At 33.4% G+C, this 22717-nt stretch carries 34 protein-coding genes; 1 reads left to right on the top strand and 33 read right to left on the bottom strand.

All coding sequences use genetic code 11. The annotated features are described in order from the left end of the window. Positions 1-27: 27 nt before the first annotated feature. From OO775_RS02400 to OO775_RS02305, 20 genes are all read right to left on the bottom strand, one after another. Complete coding sequence (locus tag OO775_RS02400) at positions 28-672, bottom strand: hypothetical protein (protein ID WP_095895565.1); 645 nt, start codon at positions 670-672, stop codon at positions 28-30. Between the two features lie 201 nt (positions 673-873). Then, the gene (locus tag OO775_RS02395; protein WP_264845412.1) at positions 874-1392 is read right to left on the bottom strand and encodes a DUF6707 family protein; all 519 of its coding nucleotides are present in this window, start codon (positions 1390-1392) and stop codon (positions 874-876) included. 138 nt (positions 1393-1530) lie between these two features. Next, the gene (locus OO775_RS02390) at positions 1531-2115 is read right to left on the bottom strand and encodes an SUKH-4 family immunity protein (protein WP_264845411.1); all 585 of its coding nucleotides are present in this window, start codon (positions 2113-2115) and stop codon (positions 1531-1533) included. A gap of 78 nt (positions 2116-2193) precedes the next feature. Continuing rightward, on the bottom strand, positions 2194-2946 hold the full coding sequence (locus OO775_RS02385; RefSeq protein WP_264845410.1) for a hypothetical protein: 753 nt from the start codon (positions 2944-2946) through the stop codon (positions 2194-2196). A gap of 17 nt (positions 2947-2963) precedes the next feature. Next, positions 2964-3296 carry an immunity protein Imm33 domain-containing protein gene (locus OO775_RS02380; protein ID WP_264845409.1) on the bottom strand — a complete coding sequence of 111 codons (333 nt, stop codon included), beginning with the start codon at positions 3294-3296 and terminating at the stop codon, positions 2964-2966. A gap of 39 nt (positions 3297-3335) precedes the next feature. Further along, the gene (locus OO775_RS02375; RefSeq protein ID WP_264845408.1) at positions 3336-4028 is read right to left on the bottom strand and encodes a DUF4304 domain-containing protein; all 693 of its coding nucleotides are present in this window, start codon (positions 4026-4028) and stop codon (positions 3336-3338) included. Positions 4029-4048: 20 nt separating this feature from the next. Further along, positions 4049-4297 carry a DUF7660 family protein gene (locus OO775_RS02370; protein ID WP_264845407.1) on the bottom strand — a complete coding sequence of 83 codons (249 nt, stop codon included), beginning with the start codon at positions 4295-4297 and terminating at the stop codon, positions 4049-4051. 17 nt (positions 4298-4314) lie between these two features. Next, positions 4315-5184 (bottom strand): hypothetical protein, encoded by an 870-nt coding sequence (locus tag OO775_RS02365; RefSeq protein ID WP_264845406.1) that lies wholly within the window; start codon positions 5182-5184, stop codon positions 4315-4317. Positions 5185-5202: 18 nt separating this feature from the next. Beyond that, positions 5203-5787, bottom strand: coding sequence for a hypothetical protein (locus OO775_RS02360; RefSeq protein WP_264845405.1), 585 nt, complete (start codon positions 5785-5787; stop codon positions 5203-5205). 276 nt (positions 5788-6063) lie between these two features. Continuing rightward, a complete protein-coding gene (locus OO775_RS02355) occupies positions 6064-6486 on the bottom strand; it encodes a hypothetical protein (protein WP_264845404.1) in 423 nt (140 codons plus the stop codon). 21 nt (positions 6487-6507) lie between these two features. Next, on the bottom strand, positions 6508-6696 hold the full coding sequence (locus tag OO775_RS02350) for a hypothetical protein (protein WP_264845403.1): 189 nt from the start codon (positions 6694-6696) through the stop codon (positions 6508-6510). A gap of 36 nt (positions 6697-6732) precedes the next feature. Next, a complete protein-coding gene (locus tag OO775_RS02345) occupies positions 6733-7530 on the bottom strand; it encodes a hypothetical protein (RefSeq protein ID WP_264845402.1) in 798 nt (265 codons plus the stop codon). Positions 7531-7566: 36 nt separating this feature from the next. Further along, complete coding sequence (locus OO775_RS02340) at positions 7567-8319, bottom strand: hypothetical protein (RefSeq protein WP_264845401.1); 753 nt, start codon at positions 8317-8319, stop codon at positions 7567-7569. A 24-nt stretch (positions 8320-8343) separates the two neighbouring features. Beyond that, positions 8344-8661 carry a hypothetical protein gene (locus OO775_RS02335; protein ID WP_264845400.1) on the bottom strand — a complete coding sequence of 106 codons (318 nt, stop codon included), beginning with the start codon at positions 8659-8661 and terminating at the stop codon, positions 8344-8346. 303 nt (positions 8662-8964) lie between these two features. Next, positions 8965-9411 (bottom strand): methyltransferase family protein, encoded by a 447-nt coding sequence (locus tag OO775_RS02330; RefSeq protein ID WP_264845399.1) that lies wholly within the window; start codon positions 9409-9411, stop codon positions 8965-8967. A gap of 59 nt (positions 9412-9470) precedes the next feature. Beyond that, positions 9471-10763: a hypothetical protein gene (locus tag OO775_RS02325; RefSeq protein WP_264845398.1), complete on the bottom strand. Its 1293-nt coding sequence runs from the start codon at positions 10761-10763 to the stop codon at positions 9471-9473. 61 nt (positions 10764-10824) lie between these two features. Further along, a complete protein-coding gene (locus tag OO775_RS02320; protein ID WP_238251838.1) occupies positions 10825-11124 on the bottom strand; it encodes a hypothetical protein in 300 nt (99 codons plus the stop codon). Positions 11125-11134: 10 nt separating this feature from the next. Beyond that, positions 11135-11590 (bottom strand): SMI1/KNR4 family protein, encoded by a 456-nt coding sequence (locus OO775_RS02315; RefSeq protein WP_264845397.1) that lies wholly within the window; start codon positions 11588-11590, stop codon positions 11135-11137. 30 nt (positions 11591-11620) lie between these two features. Next, positions 11621-12190, bottom strand: a complete 570-nt coding sequence (locus OO775_RS02310) for a hypothetical protein (RefSeq protein WP_264845396.1) — start codon at positions 12188-12190, stop codon at positions 11621-11623. Between the two features lie 25 nt (positions 12191-12215). After that, positions 12216-12788, bottom strand: coding sequence for an SMI1/KNR4 family protein (locus tag OO775_RS02305; RefSeq protein WP_264845395.1), 573 nt, complete (start codon positions 12786-12788; stop codon positions 12216-12218). 59 nt (positions 12789-12847) lie between these two features. On the opposite strand from OO775_RS02305, the gene OO775_RS02300 reads away from it, so the two are divergent. After that, on the top strand, positions 12848-12985 hold the full coding sequence (locus tag OO775_RS02300; RefSeq protein WP_264845394.1) for a hypothetical protein: 138 nt from the start codon (positions 12848-12850) through the stop codon (positions 12983-12985). A gap of 4 nt (positions 12986-12989) precedes the next feature. On the opposite strand, the gene OO775_RS02295 is transcribed toward OO775_RS02300, so the two are convergent. The 13 genes from OO775_RS02295 to OO775_RS02235 form a co-directional block, all read right to left on the bottom strand. Continuing rightward, the gene (locus OO775_RS02295) at positions 12990-13943 is read right to left on the bottom strand and encodes a DUF6985 domain-containing protein (protein ID WP_264845393.1); all 954 of its coding nucleotides are present in this window, start codon (positions 13941-13943) and stop codon (positions 12990-12992) included. Positions 13944-14020: 77 nt separating this feature from the next. Beyond that, on the bottom strand, positions 14021-14497 hold the full coding sequence (locus tag OO775_RS02290) for a hypothetical protein (protein WP_264845392.1): 477 nt from the start codon (positions 14495-14497) through the stop codon (positions 14021-14023). A 111-nt stretch (positions 14498-14608) separates the two neighbouring features. Next, positions 14609-15142 (bottom strand): hypothetical protein, encoded by a 534-nt coding sequence (locus OO775_RS02285; RefSeq protein WP_264845391.1) that lies wholly within the window; start codon positions 15140-15142, stop codon positions 14609-14611. Positions 15143-15172: 30 nt separating this feature from the next. Next, complete coding sequence (locus OO775_RS02280) at positions 15173-16231, bottom strand: ankyrin repeat domain-containing protein (protein ID WP_264845390.1); 1059 nt, start codon at positions 16229-16231, stop codon at positions 15173-15175. A 72-nt stretch (positions 16232-16303) separates the two neighbouring features. Next, a complete protein-coding gene (locus OO775_RS02275) occupies positions 16304-16783 on the bottom strand; it encodes a hypothetical protein (protein WP_264845389.1) in 480 nt (159 codons plus the stop codon). Between the two features lie 414 nt (positions 16784-17197). Further along, entirely contained in the window at positions 17198-18115 is a 918-nt protein-coding gene (locus OO775_RS02270; RefSeq protein ID WP_264845388.1) for an Imm51 family immunity protein, read from the bottom strand. A gap of 37 nt (positions 18116-18152) precedes the next feature. Continuing rightward, on the bottom strand, positions 18153-18974 hold the full coding sequence (locus OO775_RS02265; protein WP_264845387.1) for an SMI1/KNR4 family protein: 822 nt from the start codon (positions 18972-18974) through the stop codon (positions 18153-18155). A gap of 6 nt (positions 18975-18980) precedes the next feature. Then, complete coding sequence (locus OO775_RS02260; RefSeq protein ID WP_264845386.1) at positions 18981-19304, bottom strand: hypothetical protein; 324 nt, start codon at positions 19302-19304, stop codon at positions 18981-18983. A gap of 27 nt (positions 19305-19331) precedes the next feature. Continuing rightward, positions 19332-20132, bottom strand: coding sequence for a hypothetical protein (locus tag OO775_RS02255; protein ID WP_264845385.1), 801 nt, complete (start codon positions 20130-20132; stop codon positions 19332-19334). A gap of 39 nt (positions 20133-20171) precedes the next feature. Beyond that, the gene (locus tag OO775_RS02250; protein ID WP_264845384.1) at positions 20172-21074 is read right to left on the bottom strand and encodes a hypothetical protein; all 903 of its coding nucleotides are present in this window, start codon (positions 21072-21074) and stop codon (positions 20172-20174) included. Positions 21075-21119: 45 nt separating this feature from the next. Beyond that, positions 21120-21929: a hypothetical protein gene (locus OO775_RS02245; protein WP_264845383.1), complete on the bottom strand. Its 810-nt coding sequence runs from the start codon at positions 21927-21929 to the stop codon at positions 21120-21122. 406 nt (positions 21930-22335) lie between these two features. Then, positions 22336-22542: an alpha/beta fold hydrolase gene (locus tag OO775_RS02240; protein WP_264845382.1), complete on the bottom strand. Its 207-nt coding sequence runs from the start codon at positions 22540-22542 to the stop codon at positions 22336-22338. Then, the coding region (locus OO775_RS02235) for a transposase (protein WP_264845103.1) at positions 22535-22717 on the bottom strand (183 nt) is incomplete at its 5' end. The genes OO775_RS02240 and OO775_RS02235, both read right to left, overlap by 8 nt.

Below are 22717 nucleotides of genomic sequence, written 5' to 3'. Positions count from 1 at the left end.
TTTGATTTGTATTACTAAATTTACTGCCTATCTGAATGCACTATATGTGGCTAAAATTGTACTTAATTTAGATGTGTAATCCTCAATGTATTTCATTGTAATGTCATCACCATAAGGTTCAAAACATTTTTTACCCAATTCAATATCAAGTAGATAAATATCTTTTTTCTTAAACCAAATTTCTTTGCTTATTTGGCATAACTCAGTAAAATTTGCTTCTTCTTGTAATTTACGAAAGGCTTTTAATTCTATCAGTTCTCTTTCGCCAAGTGTTTTTGCCCCTGATGTCTGAGTAGAAATATTACTTACGCTGTACAGTTCCTTAATAACTGCATCTTTAAGATAAGCTGCACTCGGCAATAAATTAGTAAGTCTATTTATGTAATCATCAAAGAAGCCCGTTCCCAATTCCCAATTTTCTGCCAGTGGAATACCAATAGCCAAAGGATTCCCTATCCAACTATCATCATTATAGCGTGGCGGAGAGATAATTAGGTGTCCTCTTTGGCTTTTTTGTGAATGCTGACTGATGTAAACATACATATATACTAAGTTTTCGCTATCCAATTCTTTAACCCAAGAACGCGTATTACGAATCTCCATTGGAACAGCTAAAAAACCTTGTTCTTTTAGAAACTGACTTAATTTCTTAATCTCTTTTGCAAAACTCATAATAATGTTTCATTTAGTTTGTTTAGAATTTAAAAAATACTTTTTGATATTATTCATAATTATTTATTGATAGAATTTCCTTTTTTTCAAAATATAAAAAAATCTTCAAAAAATGCATATTTCGGGCATTTTATCAGCAAATTTACTTGCTAAACTTTGCGTTTAATGCTTTTTGTCGCTCGATATTGGAATTAATTTCGGCTAAAACGTTTTTTTATCCAATTTTCCTGTTGCTCCTATTGCCAAAACCTCTAAATATCGTATTAAAACAGTAGTTCGCCAAGTAAATTCTTCTTTTTCAGATGTGTTGTAACGTTCCAATTGCTCCAAACTGCTTTCCACCAGCATTCCGTCACGTTTTTTTTGCAGATGCTCAGCGTGTTCCTCATCGTCATCCCATTCGGAGCGTACCTCATTTATCAAGTAATGCTTAATTTTCTCCTTTTCGGTGTTGTCATTGCTCAAAAAATAACGCAAGGTGTAACTTGGTTCTACAAAAGTCCATTGGTTAAAATTGCCGTTAAACGGAATTTGCGTCATCAAATCAAGGAGCGTTTGAACGGCAGGTAAATTGTTGGTGTACAATAAACTGAAAAGCAGGTCATTGGCTTTTTTTAAATTGCCTGTATTGGTTGCCGAAAATTTTTTGTCCAACAACTCAATGTGTTTGATTTGTTGGGTAGTAAGCCCTTCGTGTTTTAATAATTCTTTGAAATTCATTGTTGTTATTTGTTTAAATTATTCTGTTTTTGATAGAAAATCCTAAAAAAACAGGCGAAAATTCCTGCCAAAGCACTGATTGTCATTTTGATTTTCTAAAGTAGTTCTATTTTTTTATAAAAAGATTAAATTCTTTACTTATTTTTCTTTTTTTTGCTGATAATTATGCTTTGGCATTCCTAACATTCTGTCTACGACGTTATGCATCAGGTGAGCAAAGCCATCTTCAAGTATAAATAGCTGGTCAGACCAGTAAGTTTGTTCGTTTTCAACAGCAGCAGGGTCAAAACTTTTGATAAATTCCGTAATTCGTTTTACTTCGGCTTCCATTGGGAAGTCCTCATCACTTTGATGAGCTTTATACATAAAAATTCCAGCCATATATCGGCAATAACTCCTGTAAAATGCCGTGAGAGAACTATTCACAAACACTAAGTTGCTTTCATCTTCATAACAGAAATCATATTTAAAGATTTTTCCCTCTTTGTCAATCACAAAATATTGTTTCTCAAAACCAATTTTTCCGAAACATAAAAAATCACCAAAAGGAATGCGTATTTCGGGCATTTCATCGGCAAATTTTACAAAATAAATCCTTTCGTGTTCGTTGTCGAGAAGTAACGGGAGTTCATTTTCATATATTTTTTCAAGGTTTTTCTCTTCTTTTTGGCGTTCTTTTAAAATAGTTACACCATCTGTTTGTAAACATTTTATTAAATTCATTGTTGGTTAATTAATCTGATTATTTTATAAAATAAGTCTTAATTTTTAAAGATAATTGTACTTGTTTTTCTCTATTTTTTACCATTTTTCCCACCAGAGGAATTTTCTTTGAGGCTGTATTCCCATTTTTTTTAACTGCTTACGGAATTCTGGTTTTTTCTTGCCTAGTTTGTATAATAATTCATTGTCTGTTTGATGATTATAGAAAGCAAATGTTTCCAAAATTTGACGAATATGCCAATAATCTTCTGAAAATAGAAATTCCGTGAGTTCGCTAAACTTATCAGGAGGGACAATAGTAATTAGTGTTTCTACAAAAAGATATCTGTCGTGTTTGTTTTCAGTGTGATGTATTTTTTGCAATAGCTCATCGAATACTTTATTATCCGTGCTAAGTTCATTTGCAGTTCGATGTTTGTTTTGAAAATCTGGCGATTGAACATTAAAGGCAGAAACATCGGTAATTTCTTCGGATTTTACCTTTTCATAAAAGGCTTTAAGTGTGCGAAAAACTGGTTTTACTGAGAAATCTTCTGAAATGAAGAAAATCCAACCTCGCATTGTTCCTTTTGTCATAATTCCTGCACAATTGCTGTCTTCATCTGCTGAAAATAACAAAATATCATCATAAAACGACAGATTTTCATATTCTTCTTTCAAAAATTGTATGTATTCCTCGTTAATTTCAATTTCTTCAGTGTCAAAAAGATGTACATTTCTGTCAAATTTTGTGTAATTGGCATACCAATCATTGATAATATCGATTTCTTCTTGTAAAAGCCCTGCTGGATTGAGGTTTAAATCGCTAAAATAATCTTTGTTAGAAGTCACTTTTAGTTGTTTTTGGGTTAATTTTCATCTTTCCAAACATCTTCATAGCCTTCATTGTCAATGATAAAACGAAATCCCTGCTCTAATCCCAGATAAGGCAATACTTCAGGTAAAATTTCAATCAGATGATACCAATGTATCGGTTTGTAGAAATCATCTGCGTCAGAATATTCTCCGTAGTAAATAAACCACGACACATTTTGGTCTTCCTTCAGTACAATTCGTTCCCCAACAATAGGCATTTGCCCCAGTGTGTCCAGAGCTATCGCTATCATTTCATTGGGTTTTAGTTGCTCGAACTTAGATTGATATTTTGTACAAATTTTCAATTGTGATTCCTTTATGTTCATAATTTTATTTTTCTAATTTTTATATTTTACAGCAATGAATTAGGTATTAATATTGAGTTTTATTCCGTGAGCTACAGCAAATTTTAAGATGTCTTCTCCAACAAAACTGCTATAAGTAAAGTTAATTTGTTTAACGGTTTGTAATCTTTCATACGATTTAATAAACTTTCCTTTGTAACTACATTTTTCTACAAAATTGTTTAGAAAAATCTCAGCTTTTTCTTTTCCGCTGTGCCAAAACACAAAATAGAAAGGCAAAAGTTCATCGTGTTTTACATTTTTATTGAAAATTGCTCCGTTTTCTAATAAAAAATCCACCGCCTTGTCTTTATTTTCAAAAAGTTCAAAGATAGGTAAGGCATATTCTTTTAAATATTTTACAATTTCATCAATAGTTGGTTGAAAACTAAGTCCAGCTAAGTTCCATTTGTGCCAATATTGGTGTGGCGTAAGATAACCGAGCTGTTTTGTAAAGATTAACTCCCACATTTCTTGTCTGCCAATTTGTGTATTGAGCCATTTTTCCATTTTTTTGGAAGCAATGTTAATATGCGGAAGTATGGCAACACTGCCACTATGGTTTCGCATACTGGTCTGAAAATAAATTTCAAATTCGATGCTTTTATCTTGGCTTACTTTTTTTAATTTTCTGCCTTTTTGTACGGATTTAAAGTCAGGGAATTGCTGAGCGATTTCTCCGCAACCTTTTTCAAAAATTTCTTTGGGAGTCATATTATTTTCTTTTTAAATTGTTATTCATACACTTTTGCACCACATAAAATATCGGCAAAAACACGCCAACTTGGGGTGTCGGCATTGATATTTTGTCCTGTATTTTTGTAATAATATGTTATATCTTCGGCATAACAGCTCATCGCTTCTAAAAAATCGGCAAGGGAGCGATTTTCCCAGTCGTTTGGGTTTTCGGCAAGGTCTTTTTGTAAAAATTCCACGAATTTTATAAAATCTTGTCGGCTTTCGATGTTTTTGGTTGCTATCATTTTTTTCTTTTTTTAAATTATTGATAAACAAAGTTAATTTTCATTTCATCGTAAATCTGTTTTGTTATTTTTTGTTCTAAACCACTCATTTTTATAAAATAAATTACCAAAATAAATAGCTCTTCGTGTGTAGATTGGCGGTTTTTGATATAATCATAACGAATGATATTCCTTTCTTTGTTTTTATGGTTTTCGGTGAGTTTATGAGCAATTAAAAGTATTTGAAAAAGCTGTTCTCGGCTGTATTTATCGGCATTTTCAAGCAAAAAATAATCTCTTTGTCGTTTAGAAATAAGAAACAAATATTCTTCAACATCTCTTTTCAATTCATTTTCAGGTATTTGGAAAACAATTTTCTTTTCTTCATAAAGTTTAGTTTGTTCTGCGGTTGCAAAATTTTCATATAATTCTGGTAAAATCCAAATGCGATAATGATAATCTTCTGCTACTATTTCCGATTGATAATCAGTATTTTGTAAAAACATTTGCGGATTTTCTTGCAGCTTTTGAGTTGCTGGAATAAAATGCTGATTAAGGTCAGCAATGATGCGGTCAAGCAACGAATAATCCAATTCCGAATAGTTTTTAAATAACTCAAAACGAGGCACATAGCTTTTAGGTTCACCAAACGAAAACTGATATAATAAATTTTTCTTTTTGTCATAAATATTCGCTGAAAAATGGAGTATTGAGAGGCTACCTACTTTTTCTTGATGCGAAAGAAAATTATTTCTATCTTTTTGGGTAATAATTTCAAAGGTCAAATCTCCACTTTTCTTTTTGAGTGTACCGTTTTTTAGCTTTTTATACGCTATATCATTCAGATTTTCAAGGATATAATCCATTGCTTGATGATAATAATCATCTAATTTTAATATCGTGTTCATCATTTTTCTTTTTTAAAATTACGATTTTGTTTTCAATGTTTTAAAAATTTTATATCCAATATAGTGCTTTAAATCAGGTGATTGCGTTCTATAATAGGCGTCCCAATAGCTTGTCATTCTGCTTTGGGTTTGCTGGGCATATTTAGGATTTTCGGCGATAAACTGTTGATAATGAGCGATGGTTTTTTCGTTAATATGCTCACTGACAACCGCCAAAATTTCCACCACATATTCGCCCAAAAGCTGAAAAATATAAGGAATTACAAAATAATCTTGCGTATTTTGTATGAGTTTTTCCAAATATTTTTGTCTGACAAATCCGTTATAATGCCTTAAATACAAGCAATTAAGAATCGTCTGTTGCGTATTTGTCAGCCCACCGATGGCAGTTGGCGGATTATCATCATAAATGCGTGATGGAATAAGCAATTTTTCTGCCTTTATGATGACTTCTTGTACCAAATTTGGATGGATTGAAAAATCGTTATCTATCACAAAATCAGCAACTTTTTGCACATCATTTGCTAAGTTTTTCGGAAATGCTTGTTGTAATTTTGTACAAATTTGGCTTTTGGATTGATTGGTAAAAACTGGTTTGTTCATACATTTTTCTATTAAACAGTTTTTGAGTTCATTATTTATTTTCCCCCTTTGTACTTTTGTCTTGAAACAAAAGTACCAAAAATTCAAGGCTGTGGATACTTTCGCTAAAATCTCTAAACTCGCTTCGCTCAAACAGTAGAGATTTTTTAACGCTGCATTCATTGATTTTCTTAACGCTTCGTATCCAATGCCGATAGAAAAACACTAAAAAATATTGAAAATCAACACTTAAATTATAAAGAATATATGTAATTAAGTATTGAACTCAAAAAATTTTCATTTTCCTTCAAAATAACGAATAATAGGCATATCTTCTGCCACGATATGGTCGGTAATATGGAAAACTTCGGCTTTTTGTGGGTGATTGAGGCTTTGTTCTCGGTCTAAAATTTCAACTTCAGGAATGTTTTTCCACGGACATTCGTCTTTATTGGTCAGCGTGATATTAAAATTGTCTTCTTTTTCCCAAATTTTGAGTGGAAATCCCGTTTTTTTGATAATTTTTTCGTTGTTTTCGTCCCATTCGCATAAAACTATCAAACATTCGGCTACTTTTGGGTCGCTATGATCTTCAAATTTTGCATAATAATAAGCAAAAGCCTCGTTATCTTGATATACAAAGCGTGTCAGTTGAGTAATTTTAGCATCACAGCAATCACATTTTTTAAATTTTGGGGCTTCAAATTCTATTGTTATCATATTTATAAACTTTTTTAAATTTTATTTGTTCGGCAGTTTTTTAGTGTGTTGTGTGTAAAACGCAATTACTTTTTCCTGTATTTTTTCTGGATAAATGGTAGCAGAATATGCTATTTCATCAGCTGAAATAAAGATTAGCAATTCTTTGGCTTTGTTTTTAAATTTCTCATATTCAGCCTTGTTCTCTTTTTCTTTGTAAATCTCACTCAAAAAATAATTGTGTGGGTGTTTTTTTCTGCCATTTTCTTAGTTTTTAGTCAAAAATTCTACTAATGGATATTGTTTTTGGTTAAAGTCGCCTGTCCAATCTTCGGTGAGTTCCTCATAATTTTTCACATTACCACGATAAGTGCCAAAGCGTTTTACATTGGCGTCGGGATTGATAAAAAGTTTGCCAAATGCCTGAAAATAAGGCTGTAATTTCATCAAATCTTTGTGTTTGATAAGTACAGGGCTGTCAAAACCGAGTCCTTTTCTGGCGGTAACATACTGATTTTTAAGGAAATCAAGCGTTGGAATATATTCTGAAACATAGTTGATTTTGGCAAAACCATAATAACATTGCCCATTTTCGTGGTCAATATTCACCAAAATTAAAAAGCCAAAAGTGTTGTTTGCCAATTTTACCGCAACCACCTCATTTTCAGTAAAAATAAAATCGGTAATTTTTTTGTAATTCTTGCTTTTTCGCGGTTTTGGATTAGGCTGACTTATCTTTTCCCAAAACTTTTCTAAGGTTTTTTGGCGTTTTTCTTGGGTATTTTTCCCAAATTTTTCCCATAGAGAAGATGCTCCTTTTTCCACGATTTGCCCAGCTTTTTGTTGCCATTTTTCGTTTAACAGACCAAGCTCCCACAGGCATTGGGCGTAAGCGGTGATGAATATTTCGTGCTGAATTGCATCGCCCAAAACTTCCGTTTCCCACGCCTCGATGTTGGTTAATACTTCCGTCAGATTTTCGTTGTAATCGTACGCTTCCATTATCTGATTACGAATGTCAAAAACCAAATCGCTATCAATGATTTTAATGCCGTCTATTGCCATTTTTTATCTCTTTTTTTAGTTAAAATTCGTTGTTTTTTACCATTTTTCCCACCAAAGGAATTGTCTTTGTGGCTGTATGCCCATTTGTTTTAGTTTTTTGCGAAATTCTGATTTCTCTTTGCCCAATTTGTATAGTAAGTCGTTGTTTTTGTGATGATTATAAAAATCAAAAACTTCTAAAATCTGGCTCGTATGCCAATAATCTTCTGAAAATAAAAACTGAGTCAATTCGCCAAGCCTATCAGGTGGCGTAATAGTGATGAGTGTTTCCATATAAAGGTATCTATCGTGCTTATTTTCAGTGTGATGTATTTTTTGTAAAAGTTCATCAAATACTTGATTGTCTGTGTTAAGTTCATTCGCAGTTCGATGTTTGTTTTGAAAATCTACCGATTGAATACCAAAGGCAGAAACATTAGTAATTTCTTCAGATTTCACCTTTTGATAAAAGTTTTCGAGTGTGCGAAAGACTGGTTTGACCAAAAATTCTTCCGAAATAAAAAAAATCCAACCTCGCATCGAGCCTTTTGTCATAATTCCTGCACAATTGCTGTCTTCATCGGCTGAAAATAGCCAAAAATCATCAAAGAATGATAGATTTTCATATTCTTCTTTGAGAAATTTTATATGTTCTTTGTATATTTTAATCTCTTCAGCATCAAAAAGATGTACATTTCTGTCAAATTTGCTGTAATTGGTGTACCAATCGTTGATAATATCAATTTCTTCTGGTAAAAGTCGGTCAGTATTGATATTCAAGTCTTTAAAATAATCTTTTATTCGTTGCATTTTTAATGTTCAAAATTCCATAAATCACTTTATGTCAGTTTCGCCACTTTCGAGCAAAACCTCGCCACGGAAAATTTTCTGATAGCCCACAAGCGTATCATTTCGGTAAAATCCAATAAAATACGCCCTTTTGTCTTCGTGTTTTTGGGCATCTTCTTTGGAAATTTCATCGTACAAATAAATGCCTTTATCAGATTTTTGCTTGTGCAATGCCGAATTATTCAGAAAATATCGCACTGTGATTGAAGTATTTTCAGAAAATTTTTCGCTGTTATTTTTACAGCCCAAAAGTGAACATATTGCTGTTAATAAACTCATTGTCAATACAATTAAAGGTTTCATTTATTTTCTCCTTTTTTATTCATTTTTTCTCCGTAGAAACGCAATGCGTTGTGTCTATACATTCAATATTTTTTTGCAAAAATATAGGGATTTTATCGAAAAACCTAAAATCAAGCGTCTACAAAGTGTCTACAAGGTGCAAGTGACAGGGGCGATAATTTTAAATATAACGCATTGAATATTAGTAAATTAAATTATTATAACAAAGTTTTGGGCGAAATATTTTTTTCTTATTTTTTACCGTAGAGACGCAATGTGTTGCGTCTGTACAAAAATACAACGCCTTGCATCTGTACTTTATTATTAAATCCAGCGACGCACTTGGTTGAGATAGTCGGTGTAATTTTTACCAAAAATTTCTTTTAAAATCTTTTCTTCTGGAATAATCTGAAAATGAGTGATATAGATAACAAATCCAATCACGCCCAACCAAGAAAACAGATTGCCAAAAGCAAAAGTAAGCCCCACCAAACCCAAAGCCATTCCCAAATACATCGGGTTTCTGCTAAAACGATAAATGCCCGTATTCACAATCTGACTGCTTTTTTCAGACGTGGTCGGATTGACTGTGGTTTTGGACTTTCTAAACTCCCAAACACCTGACAATGCGATAATTACCCCAAGTAAAATAAAAAATGCAATCAGCCAAATAGACTGCACAGCATAAAACGAAATCACAAACGGAATGCCAATAATAATTCCTGCAAAAACTGCAAGAACAATAACAGGTGGAATTTTTAATTCTAACATATTTTCTCTTTTTTTATTTTTCACCGTAGAGACGCAACGCATCGCTACAAAAAATGCGATTATTGTAATTTTTTTATTGCATCTTGATTGACCAAGTTTGCTGGTAATTTTTTGTAAAAATTCAATTTTTGTTCGTCTGTCCATTGAGTGTTGTTATTGAGCATAATAGGAATGTTGTATTTGCTTACGGCTTCGGGTTTGTAGGCGATCCACTTTTCTATCATTGCTTCGGTGATGGGAACTTGCAAAAGGTTGAGGGCATCAATGTAGAGTGAAGCCCCCTTTTCTGCTTTTTCCCGTTTCAAGAAATATGTAACTAATTTTTCTTTAATAAATTGATTTTCAAAATTTTTAGGAAGTAAAGCCTGTACCATTTGGTCGTAGGCTTCATACATAACTGCCACCCCAGCACTCATCGAAAAATAGGTTTGCAATGCAATTTTTTCAGGTTGTATTTCAGTAAGAATTTCCAGCCAACGCTCGTCCAAATTTTCCAAAATCGCTCGGCTAAAATAAGTCCGTGTGTCGTTTCGCTCATCGTAATAGTTGCCCCATCGAGCTATGGCAGTGTATTTTTCGGTTTTCTTGTCAAAATATAAAAGTGCCAGAGCATCAAGTATATAGGTTTTATTTTCGGTATGAAGCAAAGGAGCGTATTTTTCAAAAAGTGCAGCTGATTTTTCGATAAAAAACGAGGCTACCATTTTCGCCGTTAGCCAATTCTTTCCGTATTTTTGGGTAAGTTCATCAGCCAAAGCCATCAAACGCTGGTCTGGATTTCTGATGATGGAGAGTGCGAGGGTTTGAGGAAAAATCTTTTCCTTATTTTCTTTGGTGAAGCTATAAAAATTAAAATGTTGATTAATAGATGATTTAAATTTGAAAGAGGCAAACTTTTCGTTGTTTTCAGCTAAAAACCGGTAAATGTTTTGCATTTTTTCACTTGCTTTGCCCAACATTAAGGAAAGAAATCTTTGAAAATCCTCGAAATTTTGAGAAGAGAGGTGGTAACCACTTTCATTTTGAAATAACTTGATAAAAAACTTGTGAATTTCCTCTGCCACTAAGTCCGAAACCATATCCGAAGTGCCGTGTAATAAGATTTTTTCGCCTTTACTTTTGGATTTGAGCAATTTTTTGAAAATCGGCAAGGCTTCTTCCATTTCAAACTGAACCAAACCCTGCAACGCACACTCTTTGTTGTAACTTTTTTCGGTCTGAGCCAAATGCAATAGTACGGGTGCATTCTGGGCATCGTCGGCTAAATTTTTTATAAATTCCCATTTTTCTGAGCTTTTGAGCTGAGCAATTTTGTTTAAAATTTCTTGCATATTTTTTCCTTTTTTATTCATTTTTTCTCCGTAGAAACGCAATGCATTACATCTCTACATTGTATAATCTATTAAAAAAATATTATTCTTGATAGTCAATAATTTGAATTGATATATTTTGTGAATACAGATAGTTTTCCAGTTCTTCCAGATATTGCCAAACATCAGCTGTACTCCACTGGCAAATATAAATACCATCACTTTCGATTATGAGACTGACATTGGGGAGCTTCCCGTGATTGTCAGAATGCCGAAAATCCCAAAATAACTGTTCTTTTACCCAATATTTTCGCTCAAAATAGTCATTTTTTGATAAAATTTGTTCTATTTCAGAGATTTGTTGGGGTGTTAGTTTTGCTCGTATTTTGTATTCAAATCCCATTTCTTGAAGTCTATTCTTGTTCCACTATCTCGGATTTGGACAATAATTTATCAAAGCTATCAGCAATTCTTCCTACACTGCCCTCATCTAACCAATATTCCCAAACAGACATATTGTCCTGAATATCAAAATATAAACGAACGCCATCACTGCCGTCAGCGAATAAAAATCCATTGGCTACTCGCTCTCTTGGAAGTGTTTCTGAGCTATCGTTTCGTTTAACTAATTCGGGTTTGGGTTGTTTGTGGGTATTATCTTGTGTCCATTGCTGTAAATATTGCCATTCTTGCAAATCACTTTTCGTGTCTATTGGACTAGAAATGCGATTGATATTTCTGATATCTATTTCTTTTTCCCTGTATTCTAATACGCAAAATGATTCAAACTCGCTTATCAATTTTTTGTAAGATTCTGGTAATGTTATGTTTAATTTGTTTTCAATTTCTTTTAAAAAATGTGTTTTCATATTTTTTTTTCTCTTTTTCTTTAAAATTATTTATTCTTTTTCATAACTAAGCGGTAGAGCCAATTCTTCAAATATTTGTTTGGCTTTTTCCGAAATAAATATGCCCAATTTATCACCATTACCGATATAAAAATCAGCCGTTTTTTCGATAGAAAATTCAAATTGTTGGTTTCCTAATTTTTTAAAATAAATTTTTTGTAATGGCTTAATTATCCATAAATTATACATTGCTTCGGCAGTTTCTTTGGAATGTTTTCCTTTCTCAATGGGGTCAAAAGTTGGGTTATTAAATTTTTCAAAAAAACTTTCATTGAAATTTAGCCAATCGCCTTTGATGATTTTTCGTTTTTCTACTTCTTTAAATTCAAACCCTTGTAAATCAAAAGTTTCTAATTGTTGTTTCGTTTCGTCAGTAAGAATGATTTGGCGATTATTGACATAAATAGGTGGCACATCGCTACCGAATCGCTCTACGGCGGTGGTGTCATTTTTTCGGCTGTGAATCACAAAACCATTCCATAAAATATCCGCAAAATCACCCAAAATCCCCATTTTCTGACTGAATTGAGAATAATCACTTTTTACGCTATAAATATTCATAAAATCCAATGTTAATTGTTAAAAATCAAACAAAATAATCCAATACTATCACATCATCTACAATTTCGTAATGATTTTGTTGCAATTCTGACAACAGATTTTGGCTAAACACCGCAAATGAATCGGCAATGACAATTTCATCTACCTCCGAATCCATTCCCGAAAAATAAGTGAAAACCTGTCCATTTGTACCATTTTTTCCTGCATTGAAATCCAAAATCAGCATTGCTGAACCCTCATAATTGGTGAAAGGTAGCCAGTTTTTGTCCCAAATTACGGGCTGAATTTTATTCTCTACAAGATGTTCTATTGGTTCTTCATCGGCGAATAAATCCATCTGTATGTGCCACCATTTTATGATTTCATCTACTGATAAAAATGCATTATATCCTAACATAAGATGCTCATAATTATTATGTTGTTGTCCGTTGAACACCTTTAGATAATCTTTAAAACTCTGCGGAAGCGTTATGCCAATCTCGTTTTCCAATTGCTCAATTTCGGCATCAGTAGCGGGTGGATTGAGAGTTTGGTAAATCTTTGGATTGATATTTTTGATGATGGTTATGATTTCTTGCCAAATTGCGGTTGTATTCATATTTTTTTCTTATTTTAAGTTGAAAATTTCGATAGGTTTTTATTTATTCGATTATAAAGATGCATTGTGTCTCTACTTCAAGTGTAGGAACTCTTCCCCAAGATGTAGGAACTTTTCCTACAAGTGTAGGAATACTTTCCCAAGATAAAAAATACTCTCCTTTGGGGTTATGGGCTAAAATTCAAGAAATATATTAGCTTTCTATTTCTTTTTTTGTGCCTTAATATCATCTTTTACCGAGCAAATATCATTGGCGACATCGGCAGAGCTTATCAGTACCACCCTGTCTTTGCAAATCAAAACGCCCAAACCGTGTTCTTGCTCCCACATACAATGAAAACTAATACCTATATAAGGCATATCTTCTTGATATTCAGAGAAAATATAAATAGCGGTCGGACTTAAAAGCTCAGCAAAACCTTTTATATTGATAATGTCGGGCATAAATTCAGCTTTGTCCGCTTCGGAATAATTGTAGCGACTTTGCATTTCGGGATATTGTTTTAACAATTCGCCCAAAATGGCTTCCAGCACTTGCATTTGATTATTTTTTAGAAAATCCAAGCCGTTTTTGTGCTTTTTGGTCTCTCTTTCGGTAATATCGCCGATTTTTGTGAGTATTTCATAGCCAATTTCGGCTTCTTCTTCACCAAAAAAGTCTTGCCACTCCTCCAAAGCGATGGTTTTTACTTCAAAATCATCAAAATTGTCTTCGTCTTGCAAATAAGTCGCCATCACTTCTGGATTATCAAGAATATTTTGAAAAAGTTCCACAAACGATTTGGCTTCTGGTTGTGATTTTTCTTCATTTTGAAAAAATGCCAAACCTTCGGCAAACGCCTTACAATCAATAAAATGTCCTGTATAATAATTATAAACTACATCAATGGTATTTTTCTGAGAACTTTGATGTTTTTGGTCTTCTTTCATCCATTTGACCAAATCTTTGGGGTCGTTTGCCCAAATCGCCTCGTTCATCATTCGCCCGATGAGAATGTATGCGTCGTGAATTTGGTATTTTTTGCTGTCCATTTCTTGCCATTTTTCGCTAACAAAGACACGAAATTGTTCATCGGTCATTTTATTTTTGCTTTTGCCAAGCATTTTGGACATTTCTTTGTCTATTTGCTCTAAAATTTTTAGCGTATCGTTCATCGTTTTTCTTTTTAAAAGCTGGTAGTACCAACGAGTAACTATTTTTTAATGTGTTTTGTCAAATTTTTTTGATTCACTTAAAAATCCTCATCTTCAAACTTGTTTCCAATCGGTTCTAAGCTAATCATCTGTAAAAAGTTACAGAAATTGTCAGCATATTTTTCGCAATGATAAAGGGTAATCTCATTTTCCCAATCCGAATCATCACTAAAATGCCAAATTGAGCCGTCGTGCAGATTGATAAAAACATTACCTTCATAAGTATCAGCTATCGTAAAGCAGGTTTTCACTTCATCAACAGAAATCGGCTCTTCTGGGCGTAAGGGTTTTACCTTTTCAAACGCATAATCGCTTTTACTAATCCATTCATACCAATAAGAGTTTTTATCATAACTATTTGACAATAAGCCTTTCTTGGTGTAAAGATTGATTTTCTTGTTATTATGATATGCGTTATTAAAATAGTACATTTGAAAATTTTCTTTTGAATCCATTTTTTCAATAAATTCCAAATAGTCTTTTGGAATGGTTCTACCTAAGTGTTTTGTAATCATATTTTTTCTTTTTAAAATTCACAGATAATTTATTGATTATAAGAACTATACAATGTATTAAAGTTCTTTATCAAAGGTTGATATTTTTAATTCTTTCTCTAAAACAAAACATCAATTAAAAATATTATCATACATTTCGATTAGCAATTTTGAATGTTTTTTGGCATTGGGAATTTTGAGTTTTTTATGGTAATTAAATAGCCTTTCTTGGTCGGTTTTTAACAAATGAAACTCTATCAAACAGGCTAATAAAGTGCAACTGCTTATCATCGTTTTGCATTCTTCTTCGTTATCGTCCTCAAAATCAGGCTCCCAATCATCGTCTTCATCGATTTCATTGGCTAAATCTTCATCTTGGTAAAGAAGAAAAAAATGCTTGTAATATTCAAAAAACGCCTCAGCATTACTGCGAACTTCTTCTTTTATCGCATCAAGACCCACCGCAGACAAATTAAACCCTTGACTAAGAATGTTATAGGATTGTAACTCGTCTTCCGCTTCAAAAATTGTATTGCTTTTTTTAAGCATATCGCCGATTGGTTGGTTTTTTAGAAATTTATCTAAAAAAGTTTGAAATTCATCCGAATTTCTGTATGTTTTAATTTCATTGATGGTTACCATATCGTTATTGATTAAATTCTTCACATTTTTCGCCTTTACAATCAGCTTTTTACATTATTTCTTATACTCTACTTTTTCTAAAAGAATAGGATTTGGGTTTTGTGTTACCCATAAAACGGCTAATTTTGCCAATTCAAATGAGTTTTCTCCGTCATCATCGCCTTCGTAGAGAAGTGTTTTTAACTCGTTGGCTTTTTCCATTGCTGTTTCTTGTAGCGGATTTCCTTTTTGGAAATAATCAATCATTGCCGAAAGCATTTTTTTGAAGTGTTTATCCCAGTTACCAGCTCCATTTCGCAATATTTCATCACGAATTTTTCCCGAAATACGGATAACTTCCCCTTGAATTGTTTTTGCACAGCCTGAACTTGGTACTAAAAAGCTCCAAAGGTATTCAAATTGCTTTTCTAATGGCTCATTCGGAACGATTATAGGTGCAATTCCGTCGTGCTGAATGCGTTTTGCCACAGGTTCAACCTTAAACAAGGTGTAAAGTTCCTGTAAACCGTTTTCTGTTTCTTCTAAAAACTCTGGATTGAAACGTTCGCGATGAAACTCAAAACTTTCACCAATACGAATGACTTGTTCTTTAGCAAATTTAGTAACTTTTTCACCCAATTTGAGCAATAATGCTACACTTTTTGCCACTTTTGGAATATCTGCATTCTGACATCTACTTAACATTTCTTGTAAAGGGGTGAAACCTCTATCATTTTTAGTAAAAATATTCGCTCCTTGCTCTACTAATAGCTTTGTCACTTCAAATCTGCCCGATGCAGCGTGTAAAACGCCATTTTTGTACTTGTCAGAAGTGTGAATATCTGCTCCTAATGCCAATAAGGTACGCACTCTTTCAACATTATTTACCGAAGAATGATACCATAAAGCCGTTCTTCCATAAGAATCTGCAGCTTCGATATTTGCCCCATTTTCTACAAGCCATTGTATCCATTCTGTTGGAATACCATAAAAACAAAGTGCTGGTTTTTTGATATAATCTCGCTCATACGCATTGATATCGCTTTTTTCAAACACTTTTTTGAATGCTTCAAAATCATTGTCTTCCAATATTTTATAAATATTACTTGGAAGGGTTGCTCTTTTCTTTGCCATACTATTTCTCTTTTTTTAAATTGTAGATAATTTATTGATTATGATTGATATACAATGTATTTAAATCCTTTATCAAAGGTTGATATTTCTGTTTTCTTGTAAAAAATCCCACCACGAATCGCCCTCACAATGCGGAATGATAGCCGCGCGATAGTTTTCGCCAAAGGCAAAATCCTTTATAAATGTTGGCAAATCGGTGCGAAATTCATTCATATCGGCATAATTTTCAGCCAAAAATAGCACTGTTTGAGTGGTTTTATCCATAAACAAAGGTTCGTAAAGTATTTGCCCGATTTCATAAGCGGTGTTTTGCAAATGTTCTGGTACACAGTATTGACTATCAAGGATTTCGTAGCTATTCCAAAGGACAATGTCACCAAAAAAACCACCATCACAGATTTTCAGAAAATCTTTGTGGCTGGGAGTGAGCAACGCTGCTAATTCTTCAGAAAAATCGGTCGCTCCGTCAGGTATTTCGCCTATCAAAATAGCCTCCTCTCCAAGCGAGTTTAAGCATTTTTTGTAATGCGTAATTAAATTCTTTAAATCCATATCTTTTCTCTTTTTAATATTAATATTCATTTTTTCGTCCGTAAAAGACGCAATGCGTTGCGTCTTTACAAAAGCGTTGCGTCTCTACATTGCAAAAGTATAGGCATTCTTACGAAAAACCTAAAAACAAGCGTCTACAAAGTGTCTACAAGGTGTGAGCCACACAGGCGATAATTTTTAACATAAAACATTGAATGTTAGTAAATTATCTCATTCTAACAAAGTTTTGGGCAAAATAAAATTTTCTCCTTAAAAAAACCACAGTAGGTTTTTGGTCAAAGCACGGCAGGTTTTTTCCAAAAGCAAGTTTCATCGGTCAAAAGTTCGGGCAAATAAATGGGTTTTCGCCAAAAATGTTTTAAGTTTGTGTGTTTTGTATTTTTTCTTTTTAAAAATTAAGTCTTATTTTAAATCTTAATTTTTAAGTTTTTTTACCAAAGCATCGGAAAACATCCACGGAGCAAAAACATCTTCACTTCTGTTTTTGCGAATGCCAAAGTTAAGACATTGTGCCACTACCTGACGAACCGCTTCCGATTTGTCATTTGCTAATTCTTTGACCTTTTGCAAGTCATAATCGTACAGATTTCCCAATCCCAAAACTCCCAAACGACGAAAATCGGCTTTTTTATGCGAAAGTAAGTCATAAAAATGGTTTCTGCATCGCAAATCGGGCAAATGCCGACCCGAAATAGAAAAAAGTGTATAAAAAACTTCTTTCTGTACCTTTTCTGATGGATTTTTGTCCAATAAATTAAATAAAATCGTGATAATTTTAGGATGCGAAAGGTAATTTTTGTAGTTTCTAACCTTTGTTCGAGCTTCTGAATTCACTTTTTTTAATGCCGAAATACATTCTGCCTCATTTCCGTTTTCAATGGCGGTCAAATAACCTATTTGGGCAGACGATAGCGGTGGAAATGGCACATTTTCTAAAAATTCTTGCTGTTTTTCTTCATCAAGTGTCATTACAAAGCCTAAAAGCAAAAGTTCTGTGGCTTTTTGTTCGTTGATTTTGGGTTTGTCGGCTAATTTTGGGCTGTTTTTTTCTTCATCGCCAGAAATTTTGCGTAATTCTTGGCACAATCTGAGCAAACTCTCACGATTTTGAGAATACGCACAGAACATTCCTGCCTCCGAGTCGAATTTTATTTCTTTTATTTGCTGTTCTTTGGCAATTTTCTTGGCTAAATTTTGCAAAGTATAACCGCCGCATCCTTTATCGGCAAAATATTCATCAAAATAATGAAAATTAGAAGTAATAACCGAATAATGAGCATCGTGTTCAATCAATTGACACGGAAAAAACGGATTTGGTTGTGATTGCTTCATATCATTTTTAATTAAAGTCAAGCGTCTTGATACGCCATTATTTTATTTGTACATCAAGTCTGTTAATTGTAAAATCATCGCCCAATTTTTGTAGTATTTCTGTCAATGATTTTTCATTAAAAATTTTTAAAATACTATATTTTTCTCCGATTTCTGGATAAAGAAGTGTCGTTTTTCCTGCATATTGGGCAAGTTTGTTAAAATTACGCTCTCCCTTTCGGGCAAATGCCATCGACACACGATTGGGCAAGGCAAACACCCAATGCCCAGCGACTTTCATTCGGTATTCATCATAGCCATTGCTGAAGTTGCCCAAAGATTCATATTTTACCGCTAATTTTTCGGCAAAAGTGGCAATCAATTCTCCCAAAGGCAAATCTGATGCAACCACATAATAATATTCATCAATATCTAAGCTAAATTGCTGTAAATAAGTGTCAAAGCTATTGGCAACTTCCTCTATTTCATCACATTCTATATCTACATAAGCGATTTTTGGATGGGTGGTATCTGAGCGATAATCCAAGCAATGAAAAAAATTACCATAGCCATTAAAAGCAATCAGTCCTTTTGTGTCAAAACTTACATAATCAGTAAGTTCCAAGTCGATATATTGCTCAATAGGCAATAATTTTGGAAATTCATCGCCAATGCCCCACAACTCAAAATTAGTCGTTTCCGTTGGACAATATCGGGTGTAGCCGCCATTTTGGATTTTTAAAAGCTCGACCAAAGTTTTGGGCAAACGATAGCCTATTTTTTGTTCAAATTCGGCTAATTTTTCATCGCTCAAAGGTTCGTGCAAATACGGCAAATAAATAGGATGTCGCCAAAAATGTTTTAAATCTATGTGTGTCATAATAAATTACTTTTCTCTGGTGTAATATGTTGGCAAATAGGGTTTTAGCATTATACGAAGTTCCTCAATATTTTTATCGTAAGGCAATTGGTATTCTATTTTGTCTATTTCAGGTTCTAAAGATTGCATTTCAGCTTCAGAAAAATAGTCCCAAAGTTTCATTCGCATTTCATTTAGCTCATTTTGAATGTCTTGCTCGGCAAAAGCAATTGCCAAAGCATAGGCACGATTATCGGCATCATCACGATTTTCAGCACGATGCACGATGTAGTGCATTTTTTCTATCAACAAAGCCACTTGGATTAAATCTTCTTTTTGAATGTTTTTCATATTTTTTTAAATAATTTTAAAACAAATTTATTTTACGATTTCTATTTTTCTAATATGTTCATTTTCAAAACTAAAAGTCATTGTCCCGCTTTGAGTTTTGATAGCACCATTCTTGGTTTTGCCGACTAAACCATATCGTACCTCAAAATAATTTTTATTATTAGTTAATTGCTTATGCCACAATATTTTAATTTGACTGTGTTCTGTCGCAAATGTCTGATAATGGCTTTTGATGGCATCTATACCGATAATTTCATCGCCTTTGTCTGAAAAAATGGCGGCATTTTGGGTAAATAAGCCATAAAACTCATCAAATACAAAGGGATTTTCGGGTAATTGCTCATATTTTTCAAAAAAATTAGCAATAAGCATTGGCAAAACAGCCACTTTTGTGCTTCGGTGCTTGGGGTGAAAAACTACCAATTTGCCTTTGGGAAACTTTCCCTTCCAGCCACACGGAAACACGCCTTTTTTATAGGCTTTATAAAGCATATTCCATAGCGGATTCATCGCTTTGTGCTTGATATTCAGATAACAATTGAGTAAATCGGCTTCGACATCGTTGGCATACTCGCCATAGCCCAACCCGTCCAATCGTTCGGCAATATCTTCGCTCAAAATCTGCCAGTCTTTTTCTTCGTTCGCACTCATTGGATGGCTTAAAATTAAGCTGTTATGCTCTCGTAAATCCAGCCAAACTTCTTTGACATCTTGGCTATACAAAAACTTTTCGGTTTCGGTTTTATCGCTGATAAACTCCCATTCTGGATTGTCAATTGGCTCAAAGGCAAATAAATATCGGTCAATAATCGGGATAATGGGTTTCATATGTTTTTAAATAAAATTGAAATATTGATGTTGTTACGATTACATTTTTAGATATTTTTCAATGTCCAAATTTTTCATCGCATCGGTGTCCAAATGGAACATTTCACCTGTGTTGTAAATCACCCAATTGTCAAAAAAAGGTGTAGCTTTACCGCCTCTGACAGTGATTTTGTGTATAAATTCGCCTGTTTTAATATCAATGCGTTCGCCAATAGCATCGTTAAAAACAATTTGATGATTGTAAATGAAAAAATCTGGTGCGTAATATAATTCTTTCCAATCAATCTTTTGAGTTTTCCACAGAATTTCGCCTTTTGTATTGAATTTTATACCAAAATAATCGCTGTCAATGGCAAAAAATTCGTCATTGTTCAATGCTTGTACCCGATGAATGAGTTTTTTTGAACCTAAATGAATTGTTTTTTCTTCCAAAGTGTTTAAATCCAATAGAATAATTGCATCTTTTTTGCGGGAATTTGGATAAACAAAAATATCGTTATAAATCGCTTTTGAGCAATAGGGCAAACAAGCATTTCCTTGCATAAAATGTACAATTTCATTCTTTTGCGTGTCAAAAACAAATAGCTTGTCATTGCTTTTGCCTTTTACATCAGCACGAACTACCAATAAATGTGGAACGGAAGTAAACCACGCTTCGTAACCAAAAAACGCATTGGTTTCAAAAAGTAATTCTTTGGTTTTCAGATTGAAAATCTTGGTTTTGCGTTTTCTTTTTTCGTAAGTTCTATCGATGGTCAAAACTTTTGTTCCGCAAGGGGAAATGTCAAAAATCTCATTTTCTTCGGGTTTGGTTGCATACACAAATTTTTCATCGGTATTAAAATCAATCAGAAAAGTTCCGATTTGTTTTCCCTCTTCATTTGTGCAATTAAAAAATGCGGTTGTGTTGGCGTGATGTGTGCCACAATCAAAATAAATCATATTGTTTTTTCTATTTTAAATTAAAGTTAAATACTTTATTTGCAATTATTTAGCTGTCCAAAATCTAAGCGGATAAGTCCATTCGTTAGACGGATAATGGTCGGATAATTTACCTCGAAAATCAGGAATAAAAATGCCGCTCACAGGGTGATTTTCCACTGGTAAAATTCCCGAATAGGAAAGAGCTTCCAAAATGGTTTGTAGCGTATATTTGTCGCCTTTGCAGTATTCTTTGAGGGTTTTGACCAAATCGGTAAGTTTCATATCTGTATTGATTTTTTTAATGAAATCAGCTGTCCAATCGGAAGTTTTAACCCATTGATTTTCAAAAGGTAAATCTAATACCAAATCAGCAAAAAGATAATCCAAATTATACCTATCCACCGAGCCACCACGGAATATTTTACAAAAAACACCCCAAATAATTTTCTCATTGCTCAGGTCTTTTGCTTTCCAAATCAAGGAGTTAAGCCTGTCTTTGGTAGCATTGGCAAGGTAATGATAAGAAGCGTAAGGCGAAATCGCACAATAATTTTTTTCTTTTGCCCCAGCGAGGAAATTTTCAAAAATCGCCTGTTTGTCAAGCGTTTGCAATCGGCTGTAAATCAAATCGATAACTTCTTCTTTGGAATACGATTTTTGGTCAAGCCCTAATTTTTTGCAAACAAACTCCAATCGCTCGTGAAAGTTTTGGTCTTTGTCCAAATCATTGACCCATTCGCCCTCCACGCCATCGTAATTCCAATGAAACGAGATAATTGCATACACTAAATCATATTCCAAATGATTGGCTTTAGCTATGGCTTTGATTTTCTTTTTGGCTTTGTCGGTGCTGTTAATTTCTGTGATGTTCATATTTTTTCTATTTTTTTATTTTTAATTGCAGAGACGCAACGCATATTAAAATTATTTTTTGCAAAAATATAGGCATTTTCCCGAAAAACCTAAAATAAAGCGTCTACAAAGGTGCGAGCCGCACGGGCGATAATCTTCAATGCAAAACACTCAATATTAGTAAATCATCTCATTCTAACAAAGTTTTGGGCGAAATAAAATTTTTCCTTTTCAAAAACCACGCTTGGTTTTGAGTAAAACAACCGCAGGTTTCGGATAAAAGCACCGCAGGTTTTTTCCAAAAGCTACCGTTATATTTTTTAAGTCGAAAGTTTTATTTTAAAAAGGAAACTTGATTTAAGATTTGATTTCGGCAATATATTCAAAATACGCATTTTCAAAAAAGGCAAAATGCGACGCTGACAATTCATTGACAGGCACGGGTATCTTTTTGAAGCCAATGTTTATGATTTTCAAAAATAATCAGTTGAGCTTTGGGAATAATTTTAGCCGCAGCAACTGCATATTCTTTTTTAATGCCGGGATCTTTGTCTCCCTGTATCAATAAAGTTGGTCGCTGTATATTGGGTAAATTTTTAAGTAAAAACTTTATTGTATATCCGTAATCACTCATAAGCTGTAATATTGGCTAAAACCAATCTGTCAAATAAATGCTCTGCAAAGTAACGACGATTGAGCTTGTAAACAAATTCGTCTAAGTATAATTGTAAATACTTCCGTTTGATTTTGTGATAGTTACATAATAAATTCCGCTTGGCATTACTGATAACAATATGCACCCATTTCAA

This window comes from Capnocytophaga catalasegens (genome assembly GCF_026005215.1).
GTDB classification, from domain to species: domain Bacteria; phylum Bacteroidota; class Bacteroidia; order Flavobacteriales; family Flavobacteriaceae; genus Capnocytophaga; species Capnocytophaga catalasegens.
Note: the sequence above shows the minus strand (reverse complement) of the source record. Positions and strands in the feature narration are given on the sequence as shown.